Source organism: Burkholderia sp. AU31624 (assembly GCF_020420065.1).
Classification (GTDB): domain Bacteria; phylum Pseudomonadota; class Gammaproteobacteria; order Burkholderiales; family Burkholderiaceae; genus Burkholderia.
Window position 1 is genome coordinate 95,949 of record NZ_JAIZRT010000007.1, and the last position, 25,299, is coordinate 121,247.

General features: G+C 66.9%; 23 protein-coding genes. 12 read left to right on the plus strand and 11 right to left on the minus strand.

The genetic code is table 11. The features are described 5' to 3' along the window. Positions 1 to 903, plus strand: a complete 903-nt coding sequence (locus LGM89_RS25000) for a sulfite exporter TauE/SafE family protein (RefSeq protein WP_226274271.1) — start codon at positions 1 to 3, stop codon at positions 901 to 903. 227 nt (positions 904 to 1,130) lie between these two features. Here LGM89_RS25000 and LGM89_RS25005 read toward each other — a convergent pair whose 3' ends face one another. Beyond that, complete coding sequence (locus LGM89_RS25005; protein WP_089498982.1) at positions 1,131 to 1,778, minus strand: LysE family translocator; 648 nt, start codon at positions 1,776 to 1,778, stop codon at positions 1,131 to 1,133. A gap of 110 nt (positions 1,779 to 1,888) precedes the next feature. On the opposite strand from LGM89_RS25005, the gene LGM89_RS25010 reads away from it, so the two are divergent. Next, a complete protein-coding gene (locus tag LGM89_RS25010; protein WP_206139231.1) occupies positions 1,889 to 2,740 on the plus strand; it encodes a LysR substrate-binding domain-containing protein in 852 nt (283 codons plus the stop codon). Positions 2,741 to 2,762: 22 nt separating this feature from the next. On the opposite strand, the gene LGM89_RS25015 is transcribed toward LGM89_RS25010, so the two are convergent. Next, a complete protein-coding gene (locus tag LGM89_RS25015) occupies positions 2,763 to 3,659 on the minus strand; it encodes a LysR substrate-binding domain-containing protein (RefSeq protein ID WP_226274273.1) in 897 nt (298 codons plus the stop codon). A gap of 152 nt (positions 3,660 to 3,811) precedes the next feature. Here LGM89_RS25015 and LGM89_RS25020 point away from each other — a divergent pair, with 152 nt between their 5' ends. After that, complete coding sequence (locus tag LGM89_RS25020) at positions 3,812 to 6,865, plus strand: FAD-binding and (Fe-S)-binding domain-containing protein (protein WP_226274274.1); 3,054 nt, start codon at positions 3,812 to 3,814, stop codon at positions 6,863 to 6,865. A gap of 94 nt (positions 6,866 to 6,959) precedes the next feature. On the opposite strand, the gene LGM89_RS25025 is transcribed toward LGM89_RS25020, so the two are convergent. From LGM89_RS25025 to LGM89_RS25035, 3 genes are all read right to left on the minus strand, one after another. Further along, a complete protein-coding gene (locus LGM89_RS25025) occupies positions 6,960 to 7,262 on the minus strand; it encodes a DNA-binding protein (RefSeq protein ID WP_089498979.1) in 303 nt (100 codons plus the stop codon). Between the two features lie 87 nt (positions 7,263 to 7,349). Beyond that, positions 7,350 to 8,504 (minus strand): branched-chain amino acid ABC transporter substrate-binding protein, encoded by a 1,155-nt coding sequence (locus LGM89_RS25030; RefSeq protein ID WP_089430007.1) that lies wholly within the window; start codon positions 8,502 to 8,504, stop codon positions 7,350 to 7,352. Positions 8,505 to 9,142: 638 nt separating this feature from the next. Next, on the minus strand, positions 9,143 to 10,042 hold the full coding sequence (locus LGM89_RS25035; RefSeq protein ID WP_226274275.1) for a DMT family transporter: 900 nt from the start codon (positions 10,040 to 10,042) through the stop codon (positions 9,143 to 9,145). A gap of 57 nt (positions 10,043 to 10,099) precedes the next feature. Between LGM89_RS25035 and LGM89_RS25040 the strand changes: the two genes are divergently transcribed. From LGM89_RS25040 to LGM89_RS25055, 4 genes are all read left to right on the plus strand, one after another. Beyond that, positions 10,100 to 11,086, plus strand: a complete 987-nt coding sequence (locus LGM89_RS25040; RefSeq protein WP_226205231.1) for a LysR substrate-binding domain-containing protein — start codon at positions 10,100 to 10,102, stop codon at positions 11,084 to 11,086. Positions 11,087 to 11,271: 185 nt separating this feature from the next. Beyond that, complete coding sequence (locus tag LGM89_RS25045) at positions 11,272 to 11,940, plus strand: nitroreductase (protein ID WP_089444584.1); 669 nt, start codon at positions 11,272 to 11,274, stop codon at positions 11,938 to 11,940. Between the two features lie 118 nt (positions 11,941 to 12,058). Then, positions 12,059 to 12,514, plus strand: coding sequence for a sodium:proline symporter (locus LGM89_RS25050; protein WP_226274276.1), 456 nt, complete (start codon positions 12,059 to 12,061; stop codon positions 12,512 to 12,514). Positions 12,515 to 12,731: 217 nt separating this feature from the next. Then, a complete protein-coding gene (locus tag LGM89_RS25055; RefSeq protein ID WP_089498974.1) occupies positions 12,732 to 13,244 on the plus strand; it encodes a hypothetical protein in 513 nt (170 codons plus the stop codon). 8 nt (positions 13,245 to 13,252) lie between these two features. Here LGM89_RS25055 and LGM89_RS25060 read toward each other — a convergent pair whose 3' ends face one another. The 4 genes from LGM89_RS25060 to LGM89_RS25075 all read right to left on the minus strand — a co-directional run bounded on the left by LGM89_RS25060 (position 13,253) and on the right by LGM89_RS25075 (position 18,646). Continuing rightward, on the minus strand, positions 13,253 to 14,404 hold the full coding sequence (locus LGM89_RS25060; protein WP_089498973.1) for an acyltransferase family protein: 1,152 nt from the start codon (positions 14,402 to 14,404) through the stop codon (positions 13,253 to 13,255). 133 nt (positions 14,405 to 14,537) lie between these two features. Then, positions 14,538 to 15,182, minus strand: coding sequence for a glutathione S-transferase family protein (locus LGM89_RS25065; RefSeq protein ID WP_226274278.1), 645 nt, complete (start codon positions 15,180 to 15,182; stop codon positions 14,538 to 14,540). A gap of 120 nt (positions 15,183 to 15,302) precedes the next feature. Further along, complete coding sequence (locus LGM89_RS25070) at positions 15,303 to 16,475, minus strand: porin (protein ID WP_047853068.1); 1,173 nt, start codon at positions 16,473 to 16,475, stop codon at positions 15,303 to 15,305. 317 nt (positions 16,476 to 16,792) lie between these two features. Further along, the gene (locus tag LGM89_RS25075; protein WP_226274281.1) at positions 16,793 to 18,646 is read right to left on the minus strand and encodes an ABC transporter ATP-binding protein; all 1,854 of its coding nucleotides are present in this window, start codon (positions 18,644 to 18,646) and stop codon (positions 16,793 to 16,795) included. Positions 18,647 to 18,935: 289 nt separating this feature from the next. Between LGM89_RS25075 and LGM89_RS25080 the strand changes: the two genes are divergently transcribed. From LGM89_RS25080 to LGM89_RS25090, 3 genes are all read left to right on the plus strand, one after another. Next, positions 18,936 to 19,502 carry a TetR/AcrR family transcriptional regulator gene (locus LGM89_RS25080; protein ID WP_089448963.1) on the plus strand — a complete coding sequence of 189 codons (567 nt, stop codon included), beginning with the start codon at positions 18,936 to 18,938 and terminating at the stop codon, positions 19,500 to 19,502. 226 nt (positions 19,503 to 19,728) lie between these two features. Continuing rightward, positions 19,729 to 20,154, plus strand: a complete 426-nt coding sequence (locus LGM89_RS25085; RefSeq protein ID WP_046547194.1) for an organic hydroperoxide resistance protein — start codon at positions 19,729 to 19,731, stop codon at positions 20,152 to 20,154. 57 nt (positions 20,155 to 20,211) lie between these two features. Continuing rightward, on the plus strand, positions 20,212 to 21,246 hold the full coding sequence (locus tag LGM89_RS25090) for an alpha/beta hydrolase (RefSeq protein WP_226274282.1): 1,035 nt from the start codon (positions 20,212 to 20,214) through the stop codon (positions 21,244 to 21,246). Positions 21,247 to 21,347: 101 nt separating this feature from the next. Here the strand turns inward: LGM89_RS25090 and LGM89_RS25095 are convergent, their stop codons facing one another. Both LGM89_RS25095 and LGM89_RS25100 read right to left on the minus strand, forming a co-directional pair. Further along, a complete protein-coding gene (locus LGM89_RS25095) occupies positions 21,348 to 23,063 on the minus strand; it encodes an ATP-binding protein (protein ID WP_226274284.1) in 1,716 nt (571 codons plus the stop codon). A 90-nt stretch (positions 23,064 to 23,153) separates the two neighbouring features. Then, positions 23,154 to 23,783 carry a response regulator gene (locus LGM89_RS25100; RefSeq protein ID WP_039355304.1) on the minus strand — a complete coding sequence of 210 codons (630 nt, stop codon included), beginning with the start codon at positions 23,781 to 23,783 and terminating at the stop codon, positions 23,154 to 23,156. 417 nt (positions 23,784 to 24,200) lie between these two features. Here LGM89_RS25100 and LGM89_RS25105 point away from each other — a divergent pair, with 417 nt between their 5' ends. Both LGM89_RS25105 and LGM89_RS25110 read left to right on the plus strand, forming a co-directional pair. Next, complete coding sequence (locus tag LGM89_RS25105) at positions 24,201 to 24,524, plus strand: flagellar transcriptional regulator FlhD (protein WP_039355302.1); 324 nt, start codon at positions 24,201 to 24,203, stop codon at positions 24,522 to 24,524. Then, positions 24,521 to 25,174 (plus strand): FlhC family transcriptional regulator, encoded by a 654-nt coding sequence (locus LGM89_RS25110; protein WP_226274285.1) that lies wholly within the window; start codon positions 24,521 to 24,523, stop codon positions 25,172 to 25,174. The genes LGM89_RS25105 and LGM89_RS25110 overlap by 4 nt, the downstream gene beginning before the upstream one ends. Positions 25,175 to 25,299: the final 125 nt, after the last annotated feature.

Below are 25,299 nucleotides of genomic sequence, written 5' to 3' on the forward strand. Positions count from 1 at the left end.
TTGGAGAAGCAGCATGCGTGCAACGCGTTCAACCTGGATCCACCGTGCGGCGATGCAGCCGGTGCGACCCGCTCCGTGGCTGTCCGTCATGCCGCGAATCGAACCGGTAGGGAGGTCGTGATGGCGACGCCAGCTGCGATGGGCCTGCAATTGACGCTGGCCACGATCCTGATCGCGTTTGCCGGTGTGTTCGTGATCGCGTTCATGCGCGGCGCGTTCGGTGGCGGATTCGCGATCATCGGCATTCCGCTGCTGTCACTCGTGATGGACCCGGTGACGGCCGGCGGCTTGCTCGCCCCGTTGTTCATCGCGATGGACCTGTTCGCGCTGCGGTACTGGAAGCCGTCGACGTGGTCGAAGCCCGACCTCGCGCTGCTCCTGCCGGGGCTGGTGATCGGTATCGGGTTCGGTTACCTGGCTTTCCGCTTCCTCGACCATCGCGCCATCGAGTTGTTGATGGCGGTGGTCACGCTGGTCTTCGTCGGGCTGTGGGTGAGGGGCGGCGCGAAACCGACGGTTCGTCCGCGTTCGTCGCCGAAGGCCGTCTCGGCCGGCCTTGCATCGGGCGTCACGACGATGGTCGCGCACTCGGGCGGTCCGCCGCTCGCGATGTATCTGCTGCCGCTCGGCCTCAGCAAGGAGATGTACGCGGGAACGACGAGCCTGTTCTTCACCGTGGGCAATGCGATCAAGGCGGTGCCGTGGCTGCTGATCGTGCAGCCGACCGCGAATGTCTGGGCGTTGATGGCGGTGTGCCTGTTTGCCATTCCGGCCGGCGTGGTGTGCGGCTGGCGGCTTCACGGCAGGCTGGACCAGCGCCTGATTTACCGGAGTTGCTACGGATTGCTCGCGGTGACCGCGTTGAAACTGCTCTGGGACGGCGTTTCCGGCTATCTCGCGTAAAACCGGCGCGCGGCTGTCCTGGTTCCGGTGGCTACAAATCAGTAGTACTGAGATGAAAAACCGCGAAAACAGGAGCATGCGTGCCAATCGGTATCCGTCCGCCGGCGCCCTCGCGGCGTCAATTCATGCGCGTGGCCGCAACGGCCGCCGTCTTGGACGGCCGGACCGAGGGACTGACACCGGACGACGTGCTCGACAACGTCACGCTCGATGGCGTGATTGGCGCACTATGCCATGCCCGCCATCTTCGACGCATCGACCACCATCTGCACGCCGAGCCCGCCAAGAATGAGCCCCATCGCCCAGCGCTGCGCGAGCAGCAGCGTCGGGCGCCCGTGCAGGAACGTCGCGATGCGGCTCGAACAGATCGCCACCAGCCCGTTCGCGCAAGCGAACGCGGTAATCAGCAGCGAACCGAGAAACAGCGATTGCCCGAGCACGCTGCCGTTCCCGTAGTCGATGAACTGCGGCAGCAGCGAAATGAACAGCATCGCGAGCTTCGGGTTCAGCACGCTGGTCGTCGCGCCCATCGCGAGGAGCCGAAGCGGGCGCTCGCTCGGCAACGCCCGCACCTCGAACGGCGAGCGGCCGCCGGGCCTGACAGCCTGCCACGCGAGATACAACAGGTATGCCGCCCCGACCACGGCCAGCCCGCTGCCCGCGTAGGGCACGCTCATGAACAGCGTCGTGATCCCGAACGCCGCACCGAACATGTAGAACAGGTAGCCGATCATCACGCCGCCGAGCGAGATGAGCCCCGCAGTGCGTCCCTGCGCGATCGAGCGCGACATCACGTAGACCATGTTCGGCCCGGGCGTGACCGCGAGCATGCCGCCGATGACGAGAAATCCGTAGAGCGATCCGGACGTATGCATGTCTGAAGATTCCTGCAACGAGTGAGGGCTGACGAGATGCATTGTCCGACCGTGGAGGAGAACAGTAAAACGGGATAAACTGAATCGATTAATCAGTTTTTCTGAAGATGATGAAAAAGCTCGACCTCGATGTGCTCGCGATGGTGGTGGCCGTCGCGGAATCCGGATCGTTCGCGCAGGGCGCGCAGGCCGTGCACCGGTCGCCGTCGGCGGTGAGCATGCAGATCAAGGCGCTGGAAGATGCGCTCGGCAAGCCGCTGTTCATCCGCGACACGCGCAACGTGACGCCGACCGACGACGGCGCGATGCTCGCCGAATACGGCCGCCGGATGCTGGCGATGCGCGACGAGGCCTGGGCGTCGGTCGTGCGCCCGGAGATCCGCGGCCGCGTGACGATCGGCGTGCCCGACGATTACATTTCGTCGCTGCTGCCGCAGGTGCTCGGCAAGTTCGCCGCGATGCATCCGCGCGTGGAAATACGCGTGATCGGCCAGCCGAGCAGCGCGCTCGTGCCGATGCTGAAGGACAACACGGTCGACCTCGCGTGCCTCACGCGGATCAAGGGCGTGACCGGCGAGCTGATCCGGCTCGAACCGCTCGTCTGGGCCGGGTCGCCGAAGCGCAATGTGTGGGAAGAACGGCCGCTGCCGGTGGCTTTTTTCACGCACGGCGGCAGCGCGGCGCGCGATCATGCCGTCAAGGCGCTGAACCGGCGGAAGATCCCGTACCGGATGTCGTACGAGAGCCCGAGCCACCTCGGCCTGCTCAGCATGGTGGAGGCCGGGCTCGCGGTCGCGCCGCTGGCGCGCTGCTGCGTTCCCGATCATCTCGTGCAGCTGTCGGAAAGCCACGGGCTGCCGCCGCTTGGCGAAATGGAGGTCGTGCTCGCGCGCAGCGCGCAGTCCGCGCGCCCGCCGTGCGACTACCTGGCCGAGCAGATTCTCGGCGAATGGCGCACCTGAGCGGCCCGACGACGGCCGCGTTTCAGCACGACTTCAGCAGCCATTCGCGGAACGCGACGAGCGACGGCAGCGTCTCGTTCCCCGGCGGGTAGACGAGGTAGTAGCTGCGCTGGCTGGTGATCGCGTCGCCGATCGACACGAGCTCGTGGCGGCTCAGCTCGTCTTCCACCAGCACTTTCGGCACGAGCCCGATCCCCATCCCGGCCCGCACCGCCTGGATCAGGTGCGACGTGAGCTCGAAGCTCGGGCCGATGCGCATCTGCCGATGGTCGAGCCGATAGTGCGAGAACCACTCCGCCCACGCCTGCTGGTTGCTCGTCACGCCGAGCAGCGTCTGCTTCGCGGCCCACGCCGGCGTGCGTGCGTCGGCCTTGCGTCGGCTGCCGCTGCCCGGGTCCGGCGGCGCGATCGCGATCAGGAACTCGTTGTACAGCCGGTGCGCGTGCAGGCCCGGCCAGTCGCCCGCGCCGACGGTGATGGCCGCATCGAGGTCGTCGTTGAGGAAATCGATGCCGCCGATCCGCGAATGGAGGTGCACGGTCACGCCCGGATGCGCGGTGTAGAAATCGTGCAGGTGCGGCAGCAACCATTTCGAGCCGAACGTGGGCAGCGTCGCGAGCCGCAGCGTGCCGGCGCCCGCCTGGTGGGACATCGCCTGCAGCGTCGCGCCGCGGATGCGCCCCAGCGCGCCGCTCAGCTCGCTGAAGTAGCGGCGCCCGACCTCGGTCAGCTTGACCGAGCGGCCCTCGCGCCGGAACAGCGGCACGCCGAGCTGATCCTCGAGGGTCTTCACCTGGCGGCTGATCGCGCTCTGGCTCAGCGACAGCTCCTCGGCCGCGCGCGTGTAGCTTTCATGCCGCGCGGCGGCCTCGAACACCAGCAGCAGCGACATCGACGGGGTGAGGCGACGGTAATTCATGAGTTTTATGCAATATTCGCCGGGGCAGAATTCGTTTGTTTCTCGCGAAGTATCCAAAGATACTGGAATTCCCAGCCACGTGGAAACTTGCTAAAAAATCATGCTTCAGCCACGCGAGCCGGTCGGTTCCACCCACACTGCCTCCTTTACCCATGTCGATCGCTTCGTTGCCCCGTCCCGCTAGCCCGCCCGCGCCTGCGTACCGTGACTTTCTCGCCGCGCTGCAGGCCGCCGGATTCGCCGGGGAAATCCGCGCGGATCATGCGAACCGGACGGTGCAGGCCACCGACAACTCGATCTACCAGCGCCTGCCGCAAGCGGTGATCTGCCCCGCGCATGCGGACGACGTCCGGCTGCTGGCGCGGCTGCTCGCCGAGCCCGCGCATCGCGACGTCGCGGTGGCCGCGCGCGGCGGCGGCACGGGCACCAACGGGCAGTCGCTGACCGACGGCGTGGTGGTCGACCTGTCGCGCAACATGAACCGGATCCTCGAAATCGACGTCGAGCAGCGCTGGGTGCGCGTGCAGGCGGGCGTCGTCAAGGATCAGCTCAATGCGGCGCTGAAGCCGCACGGGCTGTTCTTCGCGCCGGAACTGTCGACGTCGAACCGCGCAACCGTCGGCGGGATGATCAACACCGACGCGAGCGGGCAGGGCAGCTGCACGTACGGCAAGACGCGCGATCACGTGCTCGAGCTCGATTTCGTGCTGATGGGCGGCGAGCAGCTGCACAGCGAAGCACTCGCGGACGACGAGCTCGAGCGCCGCTGCGCGCGCGAGGACCGCATCGGCAAGGTCTACCGCACCGCGCGGCGCATCAGCGACGACAAGGCGGCGCTGATCGAAGCGAAGTTTCCGAAGCTCAACCGTTGCCTGACCGGCTACGACCTCGCGCACCTACGCGAACCCGACGGCCGCTTCAACCTGAACAGCGTGCTGTGCGGCGCGGAAGGCTCGCTCGGCTTCGTCGTCGAGGCGAAGCTCAACGTGCTGCCGATCCCGAAGGTTTCGGTGCTGGTCAACGTGCGCTACGCGGGCTTCATGGACGCGCTGCGTGACGCGCGCGCGCTGCTCGCGCACCAGCCGCTGTCGATCGAGACGGTCGACTCGAAGGTGCTGATGCTCGCGATGAAGGATTTCGTGTGGAGCAGCGTGGCCGAGTATTTCCCGCAGGACGACGCTCGGCCGACGCTCGGCATCAACCTGATCGAATTCAGCGGCGACGATGCGGACGACGTCGACGCGCGTGTGCGCGCATTCGTCGACCATCTGCGCACCGATATGAGCGTGGAACGCCTGGGCCACACGCTCGCGGCCGGCGACGACGCGGTGAAGCGCGTGTATGCGATGCGCAAGCGCGCGGTCGGCCTGCTCGGCAACGTGCAGGGCGAGGCGCGCCCGCAGCCGTTCGTCGAGGACACCGCGGTGCCGCCCGAAAACCTTGCCGCGTACATCGCCGAATTCCGCGCGCTGCTCGACGGCCACGGGCTGCAATACGGGATGTTCGGGCACGTCGATGCGGGCGTGCTGCACGTGCGGCCGGCGCTCGACATGAAGGACCCGAAGCAGGCGGCGCTGGTGCGGCCCGTGTCGGATGCGGTGGCCGAACTCACGCAGCGCCACGGCGGCCTGTTGTGGGGCGAGCACGGCAAGGGCGTGCGCTCCGAATATGCGCCGGCGTTTTTCGGCGAGCTGTATCCGTCGCTGCAGCAACTGAAGGCCGCGTTCGATCCGCACAACCAGTTCAATCCGGGCAAGATCGCGACGCCGCCGGAGAACACGATGCGGCTGCTCAAGATCGACGAAGTGCCGACGCGCGGCGACCACGACCGGCAGATCGACGAGCGCGTATGGCAGCGCTACGGCACCGCGATGCACTGCAACGGCAACGGCGCGTGCTACAACTTCGATCCGGACGATGCGATGTGCCCGTCGTGGAAGGCGACGCGCGAACGCGTGCAATCGCCGAAGGGGCGTGCGTCGCTGATGCGCGAATGGTTGCGCCTGCAAGGGCAGGCCGGCGTCGACGTCGTCGCGGCGGCGCGCGCGCGGCAGCCGTTCCTGGGCGGCCTTGCCACGCGCTGGCGCAACAGCCGCGCGGCGCGCAACGGCGAGGCCGATTTCTCGCACGAGGTGTACGACGCGATGGCCGGGTGCCTCGCGTGCAAGTCGTGCGCGGGGCAGTGCCCGGTGAAGGTGAACGTGCCGGAGTTTCGCTCGCGTTTCCTCGAGCTGTATCACCAGCGTTACCTGCGGCCGCTGCGCGACTACCTGATCGGCTCGCTCGAATTCACGATGCCGTGGATGGCGCGAGTGCCCGCGCTGTACAACGGGCTGATGCGGACGGGATGGGTGCGCACGCTGCTGGAGCGGCACGTCGGCATGGTCGACAGCCCGCTGCTGAGCCGCTTCGATCTCGCGGCCGTGATCCGTCAATGGCACGTGAAGCCGGCCGATCCGCAGGCGCTCGCCGCGCTGAGCGACGCGCAGCGCGCACGCAGCGTCGTCATCGTGCAGGACACGTTCACGCGCTATTTCGATACCGAGCAACTGGCGACGCTGATCGAACTGGCGGCGCGTACGGGTTTTCAGGTGTGGCTCGCGCCGCTTGCACCGAACGGCAAGGCGCTGCACGTGCAGGGCTTCCTGCGCGCGTTCGAGCAGGCGGCGATCCGCAATGCAACGCAGCTGGCCGCACTGGCACGCCCGGGTGTCGCGCTGGTCGGCCTCGATCCGGCGATGACGCTCACGTATCGGCAGGAGTACCTGAAGGTGACGGGGCTCACCGATGTGCCGAAGGTTGCGCTGCCGCAGGAGTGGTTGCTGCAGGCGCTGCCGGAAGCTGGTGCCGGTGTCGGCGGCGTGCCCACGTCGTACCGGTTGCTGCCGCACTGCACCGAGAAGACCAATGCGCCCGACAGCGGCAAGCAATGGGCCCAGGTATTCGCGCGGCGCGGGCTGCACTTGAAGGTCCAGGCGACCGGGTGCTGCGGGATGTCGGGTACCTACGGGCACGAGGCGCGCAATCTCGCGACGTCGAAGACGATCTACGCGCAGTCGTGGGCGTCACACGTGGATGGGCCGGAGGACGAAGGCGAGGCGCTGGCGACCGGCTATTCGTGCCGCAGCCAGGTGAAGCGGATGTCGTCGAAGCAGGTGCGCCATCCGTTGCAGGCGCTGCTCGATCACATGCGGGCGGTGGGGTGATTGGTCGGGCGTCGCGTGTCGCGTTGCCCGTGAGATGACTTTCGAGTCAGCGTCGAGCGGCAAGCCTCGTGCCGTCGTCGACGCATGCCGGTGCTCAGGCGTCGGCTTTCGCCGTCTTTCCGGAACGCGGTTTTTCCGCCGCAGGAAACGCACCGCCGCCGCGCGGCCGTTTGGGTTCGATCCGCATCTGCCGGATCACGCGCCGGAAATCGATCTCGTGCGCGGCCATCGTGCCGATCAGTTTCGCGATGACCGCGAGGTGGGACGGGACTGTGCCCTTGCTCGAATAGTTCGTGATCGAGCTTTCGTTCATCCGGATCAGGCGGGCGAACTCGCGCGCCGTCAGCTGTGCCTTCTTCAACTCCTGTTGAAATTCCGCATACGCCATTGCGCACATGATGCTTCGTCTCCGTGAATCAGAATTCGGCCCGCGCGGCGCCGGCGCCGACGGGTGGCGTGCCCGTCGCACCGGCGCCGCGGCGGGTTACATCTTCACCTGGTCGAGGAAGGTCTTCTTACCGCTCTTGTAGCCGTAGATCGAGATGATCCCGTGCGTGAGGTCGCCCTTCGAATCGAATGTCGTCGTGCCGATCACGCCTTCGTACTTCGTCGCCGGCATCGCCGCGAGGATCTTCGCCGGATCGGTCGAGTTCGCGCGCTTCATCGCGTCGACCGCGATGTAGACCGCGTCGTACGCGAACGGTGCATCGAACTTGATGCCCTGGTTGAAGCGCTTCTGGTACTTCGCGAGGAAGTCCGCGCCGCCCGGCATCTTCTCGAGCGCGGCGCCGGCCTGCGAGCACAGCACGTTGTCGGCCGCCGGGCCGGCCAGCTCGGCCAGCGAGTCGGTGCACACGCCGTCGCCGGAGAGGATCTTCGCGCGCAGGCCGAGCTGCTTCGCCTGCTTCGCGAGCGGGCCGCCGGTGGCGTCCATGCCGCCGTACATGATCGCGTCCGGGTTCTCGCCCTTGACCTTCGTCAGGATCGCGCGGAAGTCGACCGCCTTGTCGTTGGTCGCGTCGTGCGACAGCACCTTCAGGCCGAGCGCCTTCGCCTTCTTCTCGAACTCGTTCGCGAGGCCCTGGCCGTATGCGGTCGAATCGTCGATCACCGCGACGCTCTTCACGCCCTTCGACTGCGCGTAGCTCGCGAGCGCCGGGCCTTGCTGCGCGTCGGTCGCGACGACGCGGTAGGTCGTCTTGAAGCCTTGCTGCGTGTAGGTCGGGTTCGTGGCCGACGGCGAGATCTGCACGATGCCCGCGTCGCTGTAGATCTTCGACGCGGGGATCGACGTGCCCGAGTTCAGGTGGCCGATCACGGCGACGACTTTGTCGTCGACGAGCTTCTGCGCGACCTGGGTGGCCTGGCGCGGGTCGGCCGCGTCATCCTGTGCATCGAGTTGCAGCGTGATCTTCTTGCCGCCGATCGTGAGACCCTTCGCATTGATTTCCTCGACCGCGAGGCGCGCACCGTTCTCGTTGTCCTTGCCGAGGTGCGAGATGCCGCCCGTCGTCGGTTCGACGCTGCCGATCTTGACGACCTGGTCGGCCATCGCGGTCGACGCGGCCGCGAATGCGGCGGCAGCCAGTGCGACGGTGATCAGGGGTTTGCAGCGCATGCCGACAGTGCTTCGTTCCATCTGCCATCTCCGATTTGAATGTCTTTCTATTGACGTCTCGACCGGCCGACGGCGAGGTCGGGGCGATCGGACGAGTCTCCATACCCATCATGGGCTTCACTGCATCGCGTCCTGCCCCGCGACGTGCCGCCCGGCTGAGCGGCGAGTCGGGGCCTGAAACGGTGCAATTCGTATGAATATATATGAAGCCGATTTTGCGCGCTGCAGCGAATCACGTAGCGGGGCGGGCGCAGTGCGGCCAGCGCCCGAAATTCGAAGGCGCCGGATGCCGGAAATCGTGCGCCGCGGCAGGCCACAGGCTGCGATTCGCTGTCGACGGCCTTACGAACGCATCCATTATTCGGCCGGCGGCCGGGACGAAGCCATGGACACTGATGCACGGTCAATCCGGAACTGTTCGGTCGATTTGTCTGCACAGTTTGGACGATCTCGATTGCGCATCCGGTTGCGGAGCCCTGTCTCATCGGGATTGATGTTCTCGTTGTAACGCAACTAACGGTCAAGTTCGGCGACGTCGGCGAACTGATGCGAATCGACAGCCCGCGGCACGCATTCCGCTTTGCAAACACCGGGGTTCGCCCCGGCCGGCTCGCTTGGGAACGTCGGGCCGATCGTGCCGGCCCGATTCGGCACCGATCCTAGGACCGTCCGCGCAACGCCACGAAAATCACGCCGGCAATCGCCAGCAAGCCGCCGCACACCGTCTCGATACCGGGACGCTCGCCCGTCAGCGCCATCGACAGGACCGTCGCGACCGCCGGCGTCAGGTAGAGGAAGTTGGCGGCGCGCGCCGCGCCGAAGTAGCCGAGTGCGAAGGTCCAGGTCGCGTAACCCAGCGCGGCGGGGAAGATGCCGAGCATCAGCACGGCCAGCGCGGTGTCGCGCGACCCGCTGCCCAGCGCCACGACCGCGCCCGGCAGCCACGGTGTGAGCAGCAGCGCGCCGGCCAGCAGCGTGTACGCGGTGCAGGCCAGCGCGCCGTACACCGGAATCAGCCGCCGCTGGAGCACGAAGTAGCTGGCCGAACACAGGGCCGCGCCGAGAATCAGCGTGCTGCCGGCTCCGAGGACCAGGCCGCCCGGCTGCCCGCGCGCGATCACCGCGATCCCGGCGAGGCTGACCAGCGAGCCGAGCCAGCCCCAGCGGTTGAAGCGCTCGCCCAGAAACACGGCGGCCAGCAGCGCCGTGAAGATCGGCAGCGTGTTCACGATGAAGCTCGCCGCGCCGGCCGAGACGGTCTGCTCGCCGGTATTGAGCAGCGCGTTGTAGAGCGCGATGCCGAGAAAGCCGCATAACAGGAAGCGCAGCGCGTCGCCGCGGGTCGGCACGCGCGGCCGCCGCACGGCGAGCCACGCGACGATCAGCACGGCCGCCGTGGCGAAGCGCGCCGCCGCGAGCTGCAGCGGTGTCAGGCCATGCAGGCCGATCCGGATGAACGGGAAAGCGGACGCCCACGAGACGATCGTGAAGGCGACCGCGCCGGCCGCGATCAGCGGCTGCCGCGCAGCGCGCGACGACGGGGTGGAGAGCGTGTTCATGCGTCCATGATGCGGTGTGGCAAGATGCTAAGCTAGCGCACAGATCAGCACGCAGATATGACGACGATTCACAGCTCGATCCGGCGGCCGGCCGGTGCTTCGACCCGCGCGAAGCGCGCGCCGGCGGCGTCGCCCGCCGCAGCGCCGGCGCCGGGTGCGCGGCCGCCGCTCGCGAGTCTCGAGACGGTGTGCACGGTCGCGCGCGAGGGTTCGTTCCTCGCCGCGGCCGATGTCTCCGGCGTGACGCACGGCGCGATCAGCCGGCGGGTGGCCGCTGTCGAAAACTGGCTCGGCCTGCGGTTGTTCGAACGCCATGCGCGCGGCGTGCGCCTGACGCCGGACGGCCAGCGCTTCGTCGGCCGGATCGAGCAGGCGTTCGCGATCATCGACAGTGCGGCCGATCAGTGGCGCTCGCCACGTACGCCGCGACTGGTCAGGATGAGCGTGGTGCCGGCCTTCGCGCAGCTCTGGCTGCTCGAGCGCCAGCATGCGCTCGAGAGCGAGGCGCCCGCGTTACGGATCGAACTGGGCATCGATCTGCGCAACGTGGACATCGCCGGCGGCGAAGCGGATCTGTCGATCCGGTACGGGCGCGGCAACTGGCGTCAGCTCGACACCCGTGCGTTCATGCCGGAACGGCTCTATCCGGTCGCGCATCCGCGGCTTGCCGCGCAACTGGCGAAGGCGCGCCGCCGGCGCGGCGATGCCGCGCTGCTCGACATGCCGTTGCTGCACGATTCCGATGTGACCGGCTGGCGCACGTGGTTCGATGCATTGGGCGTGCCGTTCAAGCCGCGCGCGCAGGATCGCCGTTTCGAGGATTACAACCTCGTGCTGGCCGCCGCCGAGGCCGGGCTCGGCGTGGCGCTGGCGCGGGTACCGCTCGCCGACGCCTATTTCAAGCGCAGCGAACTCGTGCGCGTGAGCCCGCACGAAGTCGATTCGGTGCTCAGGTATTACTTCGTGCATGCGAAGGGGGAGAATCGGCCTGAGGTGCTGGCGTTGATGGAGCGGATGCGGGCGGCGGTGGGGACAGGCGGCTAGCCCTGGCCGGTGTATCGTGTCGGCCCGCCCCGGTAGCGGGTGGGAGCGAAAAAGCGTTGTGCGATACGCGGCACTAGGCTCGGGCCGCCGGATCGACGACAATGCGACCGCGAAAAACGATGAGGTGGAGAGATGAACGAGATTCGAAAAGGGATGCATCCGTGCGGATGCGAGCGAGGTCAACAATGAACAAGCCGGACAAGTCGTCGAAAGCGCGTGCCGCGCTCGACCAGCTGTTTTCGGGCATGGCGCCCGCGGATGCGACGCGCGCGTCGCGTCCGGGCAATCCGTTCGAAGCGAGCGCGGACGACGCATCCGCCGGCACGGGCGGGCGCGGCGGTATCGAGGTCACGCTGTCGACCCGGATCCAGTTGCGCGGCTATCCGAATGCGAACGCATTCATGAAGCGCATGGCCGAAGCGTGGGGGCTGGAGTGGGGGATGTACGACAGCGTCAAGGCCATCGCGACGCTGCCCGTCGGATGGCGAGCGCGCCGGCTGCCGGAAGTCACGCAGATCGTCGACGGACACGACGTGCTGCGCGCAGAGAGCAGCCTGCAGGGCGGCGAGATGTCGTATCTGAAAGTGCATCCGCGGTACTACATCGACGCGCGCAAGGGGTTCGGCTGGGGCAAGTCGTCGAAGGCGTCCGACGATCCGGATCTCGACGGCCCCGACTGGAACTGCTTCGTGATCGATCGCGAAAAGTCCATCGAAGTGCACGAACTGACGACCTCGTCGCTGAAAGCCGACATGGACAACGCGCGGGCGACGTTGCTGAAATGGCTGGACGAGAACTATCCGAAACATCGCGATCCTTTCGCTTACTGGTCGGATTGCGAAGGAGCGTCGTAATCTTGCGTGGCTGCCCGGTGCCGGTTCCGGTTCACGGGCACGCGCTGCGCGACCGGCGCCGGAGCGGGTGGGCTGCAAGCCGCTTCGATGCATGGGCCGGTTGCGACGGGAGCGTCAATTGAAACGAGCCAGTGTCGTCCCGGTTCTCTGGGCAGCGTTCGGTGCGGCGATTGGTTCGACCGTCGTCGAACTGCTGCTCTGGCCGATCGTCGGCGACGACGCGATCGGCAACCTGTTACGCGACACACGCCTCACGGCGGCCATCGTGATGGGGCACGGCGTGCTCGGCGCGTCCGCCGGCTTCGATCCGTGGGTCATGGCGGTGGCGACCCTCGTGCATCTGGTGCTGTCGCTGGTCTATGCGGCCGTGCTGGCGAACGCGATTCGCAACCTGTCGCTCGCGGCCTCGCTCCTCGCAGGCGGCGCGTTCGGCCTCATCCTGTACGGCGTCAACCTGTACGCGTTCACCGCGATCTTCCCGTGGTTCATCCCGGTTCGTGGCGCGATCACGCTCGTGGCCCATCTGGTATTCGGGATCACGGCAGCGGCTGCCTACCGCTTCGCCAGGCGCTAGGCCGGGCGCCAATCGACGGTGCCTCCTGCGTCGATCATTCGCACCAGACCCCTGGAATAAGCCGGCGCGCTGCATCGTTTAGCCGTCAGGAGACCCTGCACGAAGCGGCGACACGTGAGCGCCGCGCGATGAATCGTGCGCGAGCAATCCGATCTGCCGGGCGCCGTCAGCCGCGCCCGCGGTCGAGTGGTCGGGGACAATCAGGCAGGAGCCGATCATGGGCAACTGGTTTCGATCCGGGATAGGGTTCGTCTGTCTCGGCTGTTCCGCGGCGGTCTTTGCGCAAACCTCCGACGATCTGGCGGACGAGACGACGAACTGCCGGGCGGTCGTCGCGCGAGCGAACATCGACGGCACGGAGCAGCAAATCGTCGGGCGTGCGTGCCTGCAGGACGACGGCACATGGCAGTTCGTGCAGAGCGCCGATGGTAGTGTTTTATGGTATCCGGCGGCGGACTATCCGTATGCCGACCTGGGGTACTGGGGGCCGCCGCTTTTTATCGGCGCAGGTGTGGGCTTCGTGTTCGTCGATCGCTTCCACCACTTCCATCATTTCCACCACTTCGATCACGTCGTCCACTTCAACGGAGGGGACCATCGCCGCGTCGGCGTGCCGATCGGCGCCGGCTTTCACCACGGCGCGTTCCCGGCCGGCACCGCCGGCCACGGATTCGGCGGCATGCATCCGTTCGGCGGCGCGAGCGGATTCGGTGGAATGCGGCGACGCTGACGCAGCCGTTACAGGATCGATGCGAGCCTGGGCACGCGAAGCAGCAGTCCTGCGATCAGGTAGCACGCGACGCACGCGATGCCGCCGGTCACGGCGAACTTCAGGAACGGGGCCGCCGGCACGTTCTGCCATGCGAGTGCAACGCCGACCAGCACCGGCGGATGGATGATGTAGATCGTGTAGGCGCGTCGCGCCAGCGGCTGCCACACACCCGTCAGTCGAGTGAAGCGTCGCTGAAAGCGGCTGACGAGAAACAGTATCGTGCCCCATGCGACCAGTGGCTCCCAGAACGCGTACACCACGTCAACCGGACGGCCATGCAATGCGGGAACGTGCTTCGCGAGAAGGTAGGCGACGGGCAGGACAGGGATTGTCAGCAGCGCGATGCGCCGCCATGTGTCGACCTGCCGTGGCGGAAGATGCTCGAGCCAGCGTGCGCGTGCTGCCCGGCAACCTGCTGCGTACAACACGACGTAGCTGGCGAAATACCCGAGCTGAAGCCCCCATACGTTGATACCTATCGGCCATCGGTATCGCAACGCCAGCGCCGCGATACCGGTCAGCAATGCCGCTGAGGCCAGGGTCCTGTCGGAGGGGAAAGGATGCGGCTCGGGCCGGCTCGCGGTGCGCGCGCACGCGGCGCTCCAGAGTGCCGCAGCCGCACTGAAAATCAGTAAAGCCTTGGCGAACCACATCGGGCCATTGTCGAACGTGCCGTGGCGCCACAGGCGGCCGAGCGTGTCTTCAAACGGGTGCCCGGCAGTGGACTGCGCCAGCGCGATCGTGGCGGGGCCGATCAGAAACCCATACACCAGCAACGGCAAGCCGAGCCTGAGAAACCGGTCAGCCAGAAAGCGGGGGGCGCCCTTGCGATCGATGGAGCGCGGCGTGTAGTAGCCCGCCAGGAAAAAGAACAGGCCCATGAAGAACGCCTGGTTGATTGCGCAGAAGAGCGTCAGCAGCGCGGATTCCACGGACGGCCCCGCGACCACCTCGTGGTAGTACCACCCGCCGAGCGCGCCGTACGTGATCGCGCAGTGGTGGAACACGACCAGCAACGTCAGGCAGGCGCGCAACGCGTCGAGGCCGGCGTTACGATGCGCGGCAACCGCCTGGTCCGTCCGGGCCGTGACATCGACTGCAATGTCCTGAGCGCTCATTGCCTTGCCTGTGGGGTTGGTCAGTCATGACCCGCGTCGCGTACATCGGGCGGGCGTACAGGTCGGCAACATACGCCGTTGTGATTACAACCTTCCTACAAGCCGTTCTGCTGCCGGCGCGATACGCGATTGCCTAATCGAGTCGCCCGCGCAGATCGTCGAACGGAATCATCACGTGCGTGCGATACGCGGGCCGCGCTTTCAGCCGCTCGTACCACGCTTGCACATGCGGGAGGTCCGGCCGTGCGATGTCGAGTTCGAAGTAGCGATACAGGTGCGTGCCGGCCGTGATGTCGGCAAGCGTGAGCGCGTCGCCCGCGAGAAATGGCTGACCGGCCAGCGCCGCATCGAGCGCCTGGAAGTGCCGTGCGCACTGCGCGATGCTTTGCTCGACGCGCGCCGTGTCGCGCTGCTCGGGCGGCGTCCGGAAGTAGCCGCGGAATACGCCGTTCAGGAACGTCGGCTGCAACGTGGTTTGCGACCAGTCCATCCAGCGGTCGGCGCGCGACTGTTCTGCAGGGTCGTCGTGCCAGAGGCCGGGGCTTCCGTAACGCGCGGCGAGGTAGCGCAGGATGCTGTGCGATTCCCAGACGACCGTGCCGCCGTCGTCGATCACGGGGATGCGCCCGTGCGGGTTCATCGCCAAAAAATCGGGCGTGTCGAGCACGCCGAACTGGCCGCCGGCCGGCACGTGCCGATGCTCGAGCGCGAGCTCGTCGACGAGCCACATCACCTTCTGGACGTTGAATGCATTGCGACGCCCCCATACGGTCAGCATGCCGGCCTCCTTGTGTCGTGCGGAACGGGATCGCGACAGTGTAAACGCCACAGGCGCGCACCGCGGTGCGCGCCTGCCGGCTGCCGTCGATGTCGTCGTCGTTGCCGTGCGGCGACGCGATCAGAACTTGTGGCGAATCCCGACGATCGCGAGTTCCTGCGTATCGGTGCCGGAGTTCACGCCGTACGAGCCGACCGACGCGGCGGCCTTCACGACCGCGCCGTTCGCGTTGAGCGTGTTGCCGCTCGCCTTCTGGTAGCCGAACAGCGCATACAGGTCGGTGCGTTTCGACAGCGCGTAGTCGGCACCGAGGTTGACCTGGTTGTAGTGCGCGGAACTCGGCCCCGTCAGCGACGTGTAGTTGTAGCCGACGCCCGCGCGCAGCGCCGGCGAGAACTGCCAGTTGAAGAACGCCGAGCCGTTGTTGAATTTCGCGTTCTGGCTGAACGCCGAGAGCGTGTCCGCGCCGTACTGCGTGTTCGAATACGCGAGGCCGAAGGTGGCGGGCCCGGCCACGTACTGGCCGGCCACGCGCACGATCTGGATCGACTTCGCGCTCGAGAAGCCCTGGTTGATCACGGTGTTGAACAGCGTATCCGAGCTGCTCGACCACGTGCGCACGCCGTTCGCGACGGTGGAGCCGCCGTTCGCGTAGAAGAAGCCGGCGCCGAGCGACAGCGGGCCGTTCGCGTAGCTTGCGCCGAAGCTGTACGTGCGGCCGCTGCCAGTGGCGCCCGCGACGCCGCCGAAGCCGTACAGGCCTTCGAACTGGAAGCCCGAGATCAGCGGGCTCGTGTACTTCACCGAGTTGCTGACGCGCAGGCTGTTGTCGTAGTTGTCGAGGTCGCCCGGCGTCGCGAACACGCCGCCGAAGTAGTTGTCCTGCGTGAGGCCCTGCACGAGATCGACGACCGGATCGTACTGGCGGCCGAGCGTCACGGTGCCGTACGTGCTGCTCGCGAGGCCGACGACAGCCTTGCGGCCGAATTCGCGCGAGCCCTGGCCGAGTGCGCCCGTGCCGATGTTGAAGCCGTTCTCGAGCTGGAACAGCGCGGCCAGGCCGCCGCCGAGATCCTCGGTGCCGCGCAGCCCCCAGCGGCTGCCCGACAGGTTGCCGCTGCTGAACTTGACGAGGCTCGACGCGTTGCTGCCGTTCGCGTTCTGCGCGTTGTGCACGTACGCGATGCCCGCATCGGCGATGCCGTATAGCGTGACGCTGCTTTGTGCGTGCGCGCCGGCGGCGTAGAGCGCGGCCGGCAGCGCGAGCAGTGCGAATGAACGGATTTGTTTCATTGTTGGATTCCCCCGTTGGTCGATTGGTCTGACGAGTCGGTGAACGATACGGACGGCGCATCGTCGAGGGAACCAATAAATTGTCGGATCGTTATGAGGCGGCGCGGAGATGGATGCGTGCGCAACGAATGGGCGGCGCGGGCGGGTCACCGGCGCATCGCGACGGGCGTGCCGCACGATCCCGTGCGCAGATCAGTGGCGAGCGTCGCCCGATGCGAACCGCCGCGGCAGTGCGGCATTCAACGTGTCATCCGCTTCGGGCTGCCACGGAAAGCGATCGCGGCCGAAACCGCCGCCGATCGCTGCGCCGTCATGGCTTATTGCTCCACGCTTTCCGCGTCCGCCGTTTCCCCGAGGAACCCACCGCTCTGGTGCGCCCACAGCGCCGCGTAAATACCACCCGCCTGCAGCAACTGCTGGTGCGTCCCTTCCTCGACGATGCGCCCTTCGTCGAGCACGATCAGCCGGTCCATCGCCGCGATGGTCGACAGCCGGTGTGCGATCGCGATCACCGTCTTGCCGTGCATCAGGTCGTCGAGGCTGCGCTGGATCGCGACTTCGACTTCGGAATCGAGCGCGCTGGTCGCCTCGTCGAGCACGAGGATCGGCGCATCCTTGAGCATCACGCGCGCGATCGCGACGCGCTGCCGCTGGCCGCCCGACAGCTTCACGCCGCGCTCGCCGACCTCGACGTCGTAGCCGCTGCGCCCATGGCGATCGCGCAGCCGGTCGATGAACTCGGACGCTTCGGCGCGCACGGCTGCGTCGTGCATCTCGCGCTCGGTCGCGTCGGGGCGCCCGTACAGCAGGTTCTCGCGCATCGTCCGGTGCAGCAGCGACGTATCCTGCGTGACCATCCCGATCGCGCCGCGCAGGCTGTCCTGCGTGACATGCGCGATGTCCTGCCCGTCGATCCGGATCGCGCCGCCGCCCACGTCGTAGAAGCGCAGCAGCAGGTTCACGAGCGTCGACTTGCCGGCGCCCGAGCGGCCGATCAGGCCGATCCGCTCGCCGGGCCGGATCGTCAGGTTCAGCCCGTCGAACACCGCGCGATCGTTGTCCTCGTGCGCGAACTGCACGTTGTCGAACACGATCTCGCCGCGCTGCACCGTGAGCGGCTTCGCGTCGGGCGCGTCGACCACGCTGTGCACCTTCGTCAGCGTGTTGATGCCGTCCTGGATCGTGCCGACGTTCTCGAACAGCTCGGTCATTTCCCACATGATCCAGTGCGAATAGCTCGACAGGCGCAGCGCCATCGCGATCACCGCCGCGACGACGCCCGCGCTCGCCTCGCCATGCATCCACAGATATAGCGCGAGGCCGGTCGAGCCAACCAGCAGCAGCGTCGACAGCAGATGGTTGACGACCTCGAACGCGCTGACGAGCCGCATCTGCGCGTCGCCGGTCGCCTTGAACGCTTCCATCGCGCGGCGCGCGTGGTCGGCTTCGCGCCGCGTGTGCGAGAACAGCTTCACGGTCGTGATGTTCGAATACGCGTCGGTGATGCGGCCCGTCATCAGCGCGCGCGCATCGGCCTGGCGGCTGCCGACGGCACCGAGGCGCGGCACGAAATACGCGCACGCCAGGCCGTAGCCGAGCGCCCACAGCGCGAGCGGGATCATCAGCCGCCAGTCGAAGCTGGCCGCGAGCGCGAGGATGCCGATCAGGTACGCGGCGACGCCGATCACGACGTCGACCGACATGAACAGCGCATCGCGCACCGCGAGCGCGGTCTGCATGATCTTGGTCGTCACGCGGCCGGCGAACTCGTTCGCGTAGAACGACAGGCTCTGGTCGAGCATCAGCCGGTGAAACAGCCAGCGCAGCCGCATCGGGAAGTTGATCGCGAGCACCTGATGCTTGACCATCGTATGCAGCGCGATCAGCAGCGCACTGCCGGCGAGGATCGCCGCGAACCCGGCGAGCGTGCCGAAGTGCCGGCCGCCGAAATCGGCCGGCGTCGAGGACGCGAGCCAGTCGACCACGCGGCCCATCATCGCGAACAGCGCGGCTTCGTACGCGGCCAATGCGGCCGACGTCAGCGCGATCAGCAGGATCCAGCTGCGCGCGCCTTTCGTGCACGCCCAGACGAACGAGAAGAAACCCCGCGGCGGCGTGACGGGATCTTCGAGCGGGAAAGTCGGCAGGCGCCGTTCAAACCACGAAAACATCGACTTGTTCTCCTTGTGCGGCCCGACGCAGCGGGCGGGCCGATGATGCCGGGGCCGGATGCGACGCGGTCATCGTGTGCCGGCACGTCCGCCCGGCCGATGGACGTTGCGCCGCGATTCGCGTGGCCCGGCGTGAAGTGTCGCATCGATTCGATCGTGCTGCAGGCCGGTTGTAAGCCGCCCGGCTAGGCGAACGGCGTCGTACGTGCGCGGCGGGCTCGCAGGCATGGTCATCGCGCCCTTAAAAAAGTCCTTGACTGTCTATCTATGAGTAGATAAAGTTCGATCCATGGAAACGAAACCGACCGTCCGCGAACAGATTCTCGATCATGCAATCACGCTGATGATGCAGCGCGGTTACAACGGCTTCAGCTATCGGGACCTGTCCGACCTGGTGGGCGTGAAGACGTCGAGCATCCACTACTACTTCCCGTCGAAGGACGATCTGGTGCTGGAAGCGGTGGCGGCCTACAGCGACGAAGTCCTCGCGGCCGTGCGGGCGATCGATCCGGCGCTGCCGGCCGACGTGAAGCTGAGCCTGTACACGAAGATGTTCGGCCGCACGCTGGGCGACGGCAACCTGATCTGCCTGTGCGGGATGCTCGCGTCCGACATCGAAACGTTGCCGGAGAACGTGCGGCAGGCGGTGCAGGCGTTCTTCACGGCCAACGAGCGCTGGCTCGCGGAATTGCTGGCGCAAGGCGCGAAGGAAGGCACGCTGCAGTTCAGCGGCGAGCCGGACACGGCGGCGCGCACGCTGTACGCGGCGTTCCAGGGCAGCGTGCTGGCCAGCCGGCTGTTTCATACGCGGGCGCGTCTCGAGGATGTCGAGGCCGTCTGGAAAGCGCGGTCCTGACGGGCGGCGCACGAGCAGTGAGGCGGTTCGCCGCCTTTTTATTGAATCTCGTTATCTATCATGTAATAGATAGATAGCTGGCGCAGAGGAACCAATCCTCTGCATTTTTTGGGGATGTTTGTCTATCTATGAGTAGATAAACAATGCGAAGCCGGCGAAGAAGCCGCCGGCACGTGGTCCCCGGTTCGAAGGCTGTTTCATTCATTTGCTGAAAAAGGAGTCTGTCATGTCGATCGAAAAAGTGCTGTACCGCGCCCATGCAAAAGCCACCGGCGGCCGTGACGGCCGTGCGACGGTGCCCGAAAGCGGCCTCGACCTGAAGCTGACCACGCCGCGCGAGCTCGGCGGCGCGGGCGGTGCGGGCGCGAACCCCGAGCAACTGTTCGCCGCCGGCTACAGCGCGTGCTTCATCGGCGCGATGAAGTTCGTCGCCGCGCGCGACAAGATCGCGATCCCCGCGGACGCCGCGATCGAAGGCAGCGTCGGCATCGGCGCGATCCCGAACGGCTTCGGCATCGAAGTCGAACTGAAGATCTCGCTGCCGGGCCTCGATCGCGATGTCGCGCAAACGCTGATCGACCGCGCGCACGTCGTCTGCCCGTACTCGAACGCGACGCGCGGCAACATCGACGTCACGCTCACGCTCGTCTGATCAGTCGCACTGCCAACCATCCATCGCCATTCAAAGATTCGACCAAGGAGTTGCACCATGAAGATCGTCAAGCCGCTGCTGATCGCCGCCGCCGCGGCAGCCGCATTGTCCACCGCACCTGCCGCGTTCGCCGCGGGTGCCGACGCCGTCGGTCCCGACGCGACGACGAGCGCATTCCTCGCCGTGCTGAACGGCCAGAAGGGCCCGGGCCTCGAAACGCTGAGCCCCGCGACGGCGCGCCAGGTGCTGGTCGATGCGCAGAACGGCACGAAGGTCGACCTGTCGGGCATCGACGTGTCGAACCGCACGATCGAGCAGGACGGCTTGTCCGTGCCGGTCACGATCGTCCGCCCGCAAGGCGCGACGGGCACGCTGCCGGTGTTCGTGTTCATTCACGGCGGCGGCTGGGTGCTCGGCGACTTCCCGACACACGAACGCCTCGTGCGCGACCTCGTCGTGCAATCGGGCGCCGTCGCGGTGTTCGTGAACTACACGCCGTCGCCGGAAGCGCATTACCCAGTGGCGATCAACCAGGCGTATGCGGCGACGAAGTGGGTGGCCGCGCACGGCGCGGAGATCGGCGTCGACGGCAGCCGTCTCGCGGTGGTCGGCAACAGCGTCGGCGGGAACATGGCGGCCGTGGTGGCGCTGATGGCGAAGGACAAGGGCGGCCCCGCGATCCGCTTCCAGGGGCTGATGTGGCCGGTGACGGACCACAACTTCAACACGGGCTCGTACAACGCGTATCAGCAAGGGCACTTCCTGACGCGGCCGATGATGAAGTGGTTCTGGGACGCCTATACGAAGAACGAAGCGCAACGCAACGAGATCTACGCGTCGCCGCTGCGCGCGAGCACCGCGCAGTTGAAGGGCCTGCCGCCCGCACTGATCCAGGTCGCGCAGTTCGACGTGCTGCGTGACGAAGGCGAAGCGTATGGCCGCAAGCTCGATGCGGCGGGTGTCGATGCGACGACCACGCGCTACGACGGCACCATCCACGATTTCGGCCTGCTGAACGCACTGGCCGCGGATGCGCCGACGAAAGCCGCGACGAAGGCGATGGCGAACGAGATCGCGACGCGGTTGAAGTAAGCGGGGGCCCGCACGCGCGCCGCGCTTGACGCGGTGCGCGTGAGACGACTCGGCGGCGGGCAGATGCCCGCCGTTTTTGCATGCCGCCGGTGCGCCGCCGACTATCCCGCGTCGGCCCGGCGCTGCTGCCCGGGGGCCTGCGCATGCAGCAGGCGTGCCATCGCCGCGCGCAGCTTGTCGCTCGGCACCGGCTTGTGCAGCAGCACGAACCCGCCGTGCTTCAGCCGGCCGGGCCGCCGCGCGGTCGTGTCGCCCGTGATCAGCATCGCCGGAATTGCCGTGTTGTACTCGTCGCGAATGCGCGCGATCGCAGCGATGCCGTTCTGGTCGCCGTGCAGGTGCAGGTCGCAGATCAGCAGGGTCGGCCGGACCTCGCACGATGCCAGGCACGCGATCGCGTCATCGACCGACGCGGCCGTGACGACCTGGTAGCCCCAGCGCTCGAGCAGCATCGACATGCCGGCGCGGATCGCGCTTTCGTCGTCGATCACGACCACGAGGTGCGCGGCGGCCGTCGCCTCGTCGACGGCGATCTCGTCGGCGGCGGCGCCCGGCAGCACGGCCGTGTCCAGCCGCACCAGCTGCAGTTCGAAGCATGAGCCTCGCCCGGGTTCGGAGCGCAGCGTCAGCGGACAGTCGAGCAGCCCCGCGAGGCGCCGCACGATCGCCAGCCCGAGGCCGACGCCCCGTTCGGGCTCGTCGCCGCGACGGCGCAACTGGTAGTAGTCGTCGAATACGCGCGCCTGCTGGTCAGCCGGAATGCCGCGCCCGGTGTCGATGAATTGCAGGCGAACGTGCTGGCGTGTGCGCCGGCAGCCGACGACGATGCGTCCGGTGTCGGTATAGCGCACCGCATTCGACAGCAGGTTGCGCGCGATGCGCTCGATCAGCACCGGATCGGAATCGACCACTGCGTTGCTGCGCACGTACGACAGCGACAAGCCTTTCCCGTGCGCGTCGGCGGCGACTTCGCGGCACACGCGCTCCAGCACCGCGCCGATCGCGAACGGCCGGCGATGGACGGGCACGACGCCCGCATCGAGCCGCGAGATGTCGAGGATCGCGGTGAACAGCGCGTCCATCGCGTTGACGGACTGGTCGATGCGATCGACGAGCAGCGTGCCGTCGGCCGGCATCGGCACGTGCCGCAACGCGCCGACGAACAGGCTCAACGCGTGGACGGGCTGGCGCAGGTCGTGGCTCGCGGCCGCGAGAAAGCTCGACTTGACGTGCACGGCCTCCGTCGCGAGATCCTTTTGCCGGCGGAAATTCTCGGCCAGCTGCGCGGCGCGCTGGCGTTCGCGTTCGGCGATCCGCTGCGCGCGGATCAGTTGCAACTGCATCTCGATCTGGTCGCGGAATTCCTCGACGAGCCGGATGTAGCGTTCCGAATACGCATTCTCCTTGCAGTCGAGCAGGCAGATCGTGCCGAACGGCGTATTGTCGGGCCAGCGGATCGGCAGGCCGAGATACGAGACCATGTTGACGCGCAGGTCCGGATTGTTGCGCCACTGCGCGGATTGCCGCGCATCCGGCACGACCAGCGTATCGCCGCTCGCGATGACCGCTTCGCAGTAAAGCCCCGAGCCGTGCAGTTCGGCCGATTCGCCCGGATAGAACGGATTGCCGGTGTTGCGGCTCGCCACCAGCACCTGGATGTCGCGGCCGACGTTGCGCATGATCAGCCCGGCCGGCACGCCGACGATTTCCGCCATCAGGTCGACGAGACGCTGCCAGCGCGCGATCACGTCGGCGGCGAGGTCGAACGGGACTTCATGGTCGGCCGGCGCGTCGGGCGGCTCGTCGACAGGCGTCATGCGCACGCTCCTCGAACGGGCGGAGACAATGAGGAAAATTTAGGCGTTCCGCGCCGGCATGGCAATGTCGTGACGCAAGCCGGCGTCGGATCAGATGAGGCCGGCCTTCCTGCCGGCTGCCGCTGCCTGGGTGCGATTGATGACGTTCAGCGCCTTGAAGATCGCGGTGATGTGCGCCTTGATGGTCTTTTCGGACAGGCCCAGCTTGTCGGCGATGACCTTGTTCGGTACGCCTTCCGCGAGATAGCGCAGTACTTCGACCTGTCGTTGCGTCAGCATCGAACCGCGTGCTGCAGCGGCGCCGTCCTGATGCTGCAGCGCGGGGTCGTCGAGCACGAGCGGCGGTACGTAGCGTTCGCCATTGAGGGCGATCCGGATCGCGGACAGCAACGTGCGCGGGCTGGCGGACTTCGGCACGTAACCCATCGCGCCCTGCGCGAACGCGCTGCGCACGGCGCCGGGATCCTCGGACGACGACAGCACGATGACCGGGAGCCCCGGGCGCATCGTCGCGAAGACGGCGAGCGCGTCGAGGCCGTCCATGCCCTGCAGCTTCAGGTCGAGCACGATGGCGTCGAGGTCGGTGTGATCGTCGAGCAGCCGCACCGCATCATCGGCGCTGCTCGCCTGGACGACGACCGTGTCGTCGTCACCCTGGCGCAGCAGCATCTCCACGCCATCCCGCAGGATCGCGTGATCGTCGACGATCAGAATTTTCATGAGGACGCTTGAATAAGTGAATCCGGAGTCGGGCCGACACGAACGAACCGGATTGTACAAGACGAAAGTCTTAATACTAAAGTCGCTTTTGTCCTGCATCTGTCTTGCGTCTAACGTCGCATTTACATTCAGCGGAATATCGCCGAGACTCAATCACGACAGTTCGCAATGCAGGTGAATGCAGGCACGCCATTCGATGCGTCGCCGGCATCGCGGCGATGTGGGCGACGTAGCAGGCGGCCGCTACAGGATTGATTGACGGCGGGCTGCACGCACGCAATGTGCGCCGTTTGGCGGCGGTGAATTTCTGTTATTCACGTCGAACACAAAAAAATAACGGTTCGTAATAACCGGATTATCGGCACGCATTTTGACGATGAATCATTGATCCTGATCGCGCATGAATCGAGGTGAACGATGAAGGTTGCCAACGACAGCGATGCAATGTGGGAACTGAACATGTCGTATCTCTGGCTTGCGCAGCGACTGCTGCAGTCGGATCGCGCAACCGGCATGTTTCGCCTGGGTGTGACCGCCGATGTCGCCGCCGCGCTGGCCGCGCTGTCGATGAAGCACATGAACGAGCTCGCGTCGGCGGGGCAGTTGATCTGCGCATTGCGGCCGGGCCGGTACGGTGTGCTGTCGGCACTGACCCGCGCGACGCCGCCGGTCGATCTCGTGCGCGTGCATACCGCGATGGTGCTGGCCGGCCTTGCGCTACCCGACGAGGAAACATCGTGAACGGCCGGGAAGGGCGGCATGGCCTCGCGGACGACGCGCAACTGACGATGCACGCGGCGGCGCTGATCCGGCTCGGCGCGCGGCTGCAGATGCTGGAGATCGAGTGCGGATTGCCGCGCGACCGGCTCGTGCGCCTGTATCGCGAAGTGCGCGGCGTGGCCGCGCCGAAGGGGTTGCTGCCGTCGTCGATCGACTGGTACATGACGTGGTTCGCGAACCTTCATGCATCGCTGTTCCACAGCATCTATCGCTTCCTGCGCAACCAGGCGGGCTGCACGCGACTCGAGGCGCTCGTCAAGGCCTATACGCTGTATGCCGAACAGGGCGATGCCGCGTCTTGCGCGTTGCCGCTGGACCTGACACGCGCCTGGATGCTGGTGCGCTTCGTCGATGCCGGCGTGCTCGACATCGCCCGATGCCGGGATTGCGGCGCGGCGTTCATCACCTACCGCCACGCGCTGCGCAGGCATCCCGTGTGCGTCGCCTGCCGGCTGCCGGCGCGTGCCGGCAAGCGCGCGGTCGGGACGTCGCCGCGCGTGGCGCCCGGCACGCGTCATGCGCGACGGCACGACGCACAGGTCGCCGTCGCGTCCCGTCGCGGCAGCGGGAGCGCCGTGGACGATTCATCGGGAGAATGGTGTGCGATCTAGCGGGGCGAGGGCGGCCGCGGCAGGGCCCACGCGGTCCGCGGCGAATCACGCTGGTCGGCGCCTCGCGTCGGCCGGGGCGGCGCGTTCGCCCGATGGCGAAGGCTGCGCGCATCCTGTGCGCATCG

Bases quoted from the DNA above. Each gene is read 5' to 3' on its own strand.
- LGM89_RS25005 (WP_089498982.1), bottom strand. From the start codon at position 1,778: ATGCATACGTCCGGATCGCTCTACGGATTTCTCGTCATCGGCGGCATG.
- LGM89_RS25010 (WP_206139231.1), top strand. From the start codon at position 1,889: ATGAAAAAGCTCGACCTCGATGTGCTCGCGATGGTGGTGGCCGTCGCG.
- LGM89_RS25015 (WP_226274273.1), bottom strand. From the start codon at position 3,659: ATGAATTACCGTCGCCTCACCCCGTCGATGTCGCTGCTGCTGGTGTTC.
- LGM89_RS25020 (WP_226274274.1), top strand. From the start codon at position 3,812: ATGTCGATCGCTTCGTTGCCCCGTCCCGCTAGCCCGCCCGCGCCTGCG.
- LGM89_RS25025 (WP_089498979.1), bottom strand. From the start codon at position 7,262: ATGTGCGCAATGGCGTATGCGGAATTTCAACAGGAGTTGAAGAAGGCA.
- LGM89_RS25030 (WP_089430007.1), bottom strand. From the start codon at position 8,504: ATGGAACGAAGCACTGTCGGCATGCGCTGCAAACCCCTGATCACCGTC.
- LGM89_RS25035 (WP_226274275.1), bottom strand. From the start codon at position 10,042: ATGAACACGCTCTCCACCCCGTCGTCGCGCGCTGCGCGGCAGCCGCTG.
- LGM89_RS25040 (WP_226205231.1), top strand. From the start codon at position 10,100: ATGACGACGATTCACAGCTCGATCCGGCGGCCGGCCGGTGCTTCGACC.
- LGM89_RS25045 (WP_089444584.1), top strand. From the start codon at position 11,272: ATGAACAAGCCGGACAAGTCGTCGAAAGCGCGTGCCGCGCTCGACCAG.
- LGM89_RS25055 (WP_089498974.1), top strand. From the start codon at position 12,732: ATGGGCAACTGGTTTCGATCCGGGATAGGGTTCGTCTGTCTCGGCTGT.
- LGM89_RS25060 (WP_089498973.1), bottom strand. From the start codon at position 14,404: ATGAGCGCTCAGGACATTGCAGTCGATGTCACGGCCCGGACGGACCAG.
- LGM89_RS25065 (WP_226274278.1), bottom strand. From the start codon at position 15,182: ATGCTGACCGTATGGGGGCGTCGCAATGCATTCAACGTCCAGAAGGTG.
- LGM89_RS25070 (WP_047853068.1), bottom strand. From the start codon at position 16,475: ATGAAACAAATCCGTTCATTCGCACTGCTCGCGCTGCCGGCCGCGCTC.
- LGM89_RS25075 (WP_226274281.1), bottom strand. From the start codon at position 18,646: ATGTTTTCGTGGTTTGAACGGCGCCTGCCGACTTTCCCGCTCGAAGAT.
- LGM89_RS25080 (WP_089448963.1), top strand. From the start codon at position 18,936: ATGGAAACGAAACCGACCGTCCGCGAACAGATTCTCGATCATGCAATC.
- LGM89_RS25085 (WP_046547194.1), top strand. From the start codon at position 19,729: ATGTCGATCGAAAAAGTGCTGTACCGCGCCCATGCAAAAGCCACCGGC.
- LGM89_RS25090 (WP_226274282.1), top strand. From the start codon at position 20,212: ATGAAGATCGTCAAGCCGCTGCTGATCGCCGCCGCCGCGGCAGCCGCA.
- LGM89_RS25095 (WP_226274284.1), bottom strand. From the start codon at position 23,063: ATGACGCCTGTCGACGAGCCGCCCGACGCGCCGGCCGACCATGAAGTC.
- LGM89_RS25100 (WP_039355304.1), bottom strand. From the start codon at position 23,783: ATGAAAATTCTGATCGTCGACGATCACGCGATCCTGCGGGATGGCGTG.
- LGM89_RS25105 (WP_039355302.1), top strand. From the start codon at position 24,201: ATGAAGGTTGCCAACGACAGCGATGCAATGTGGGAACTGAACATGTCG.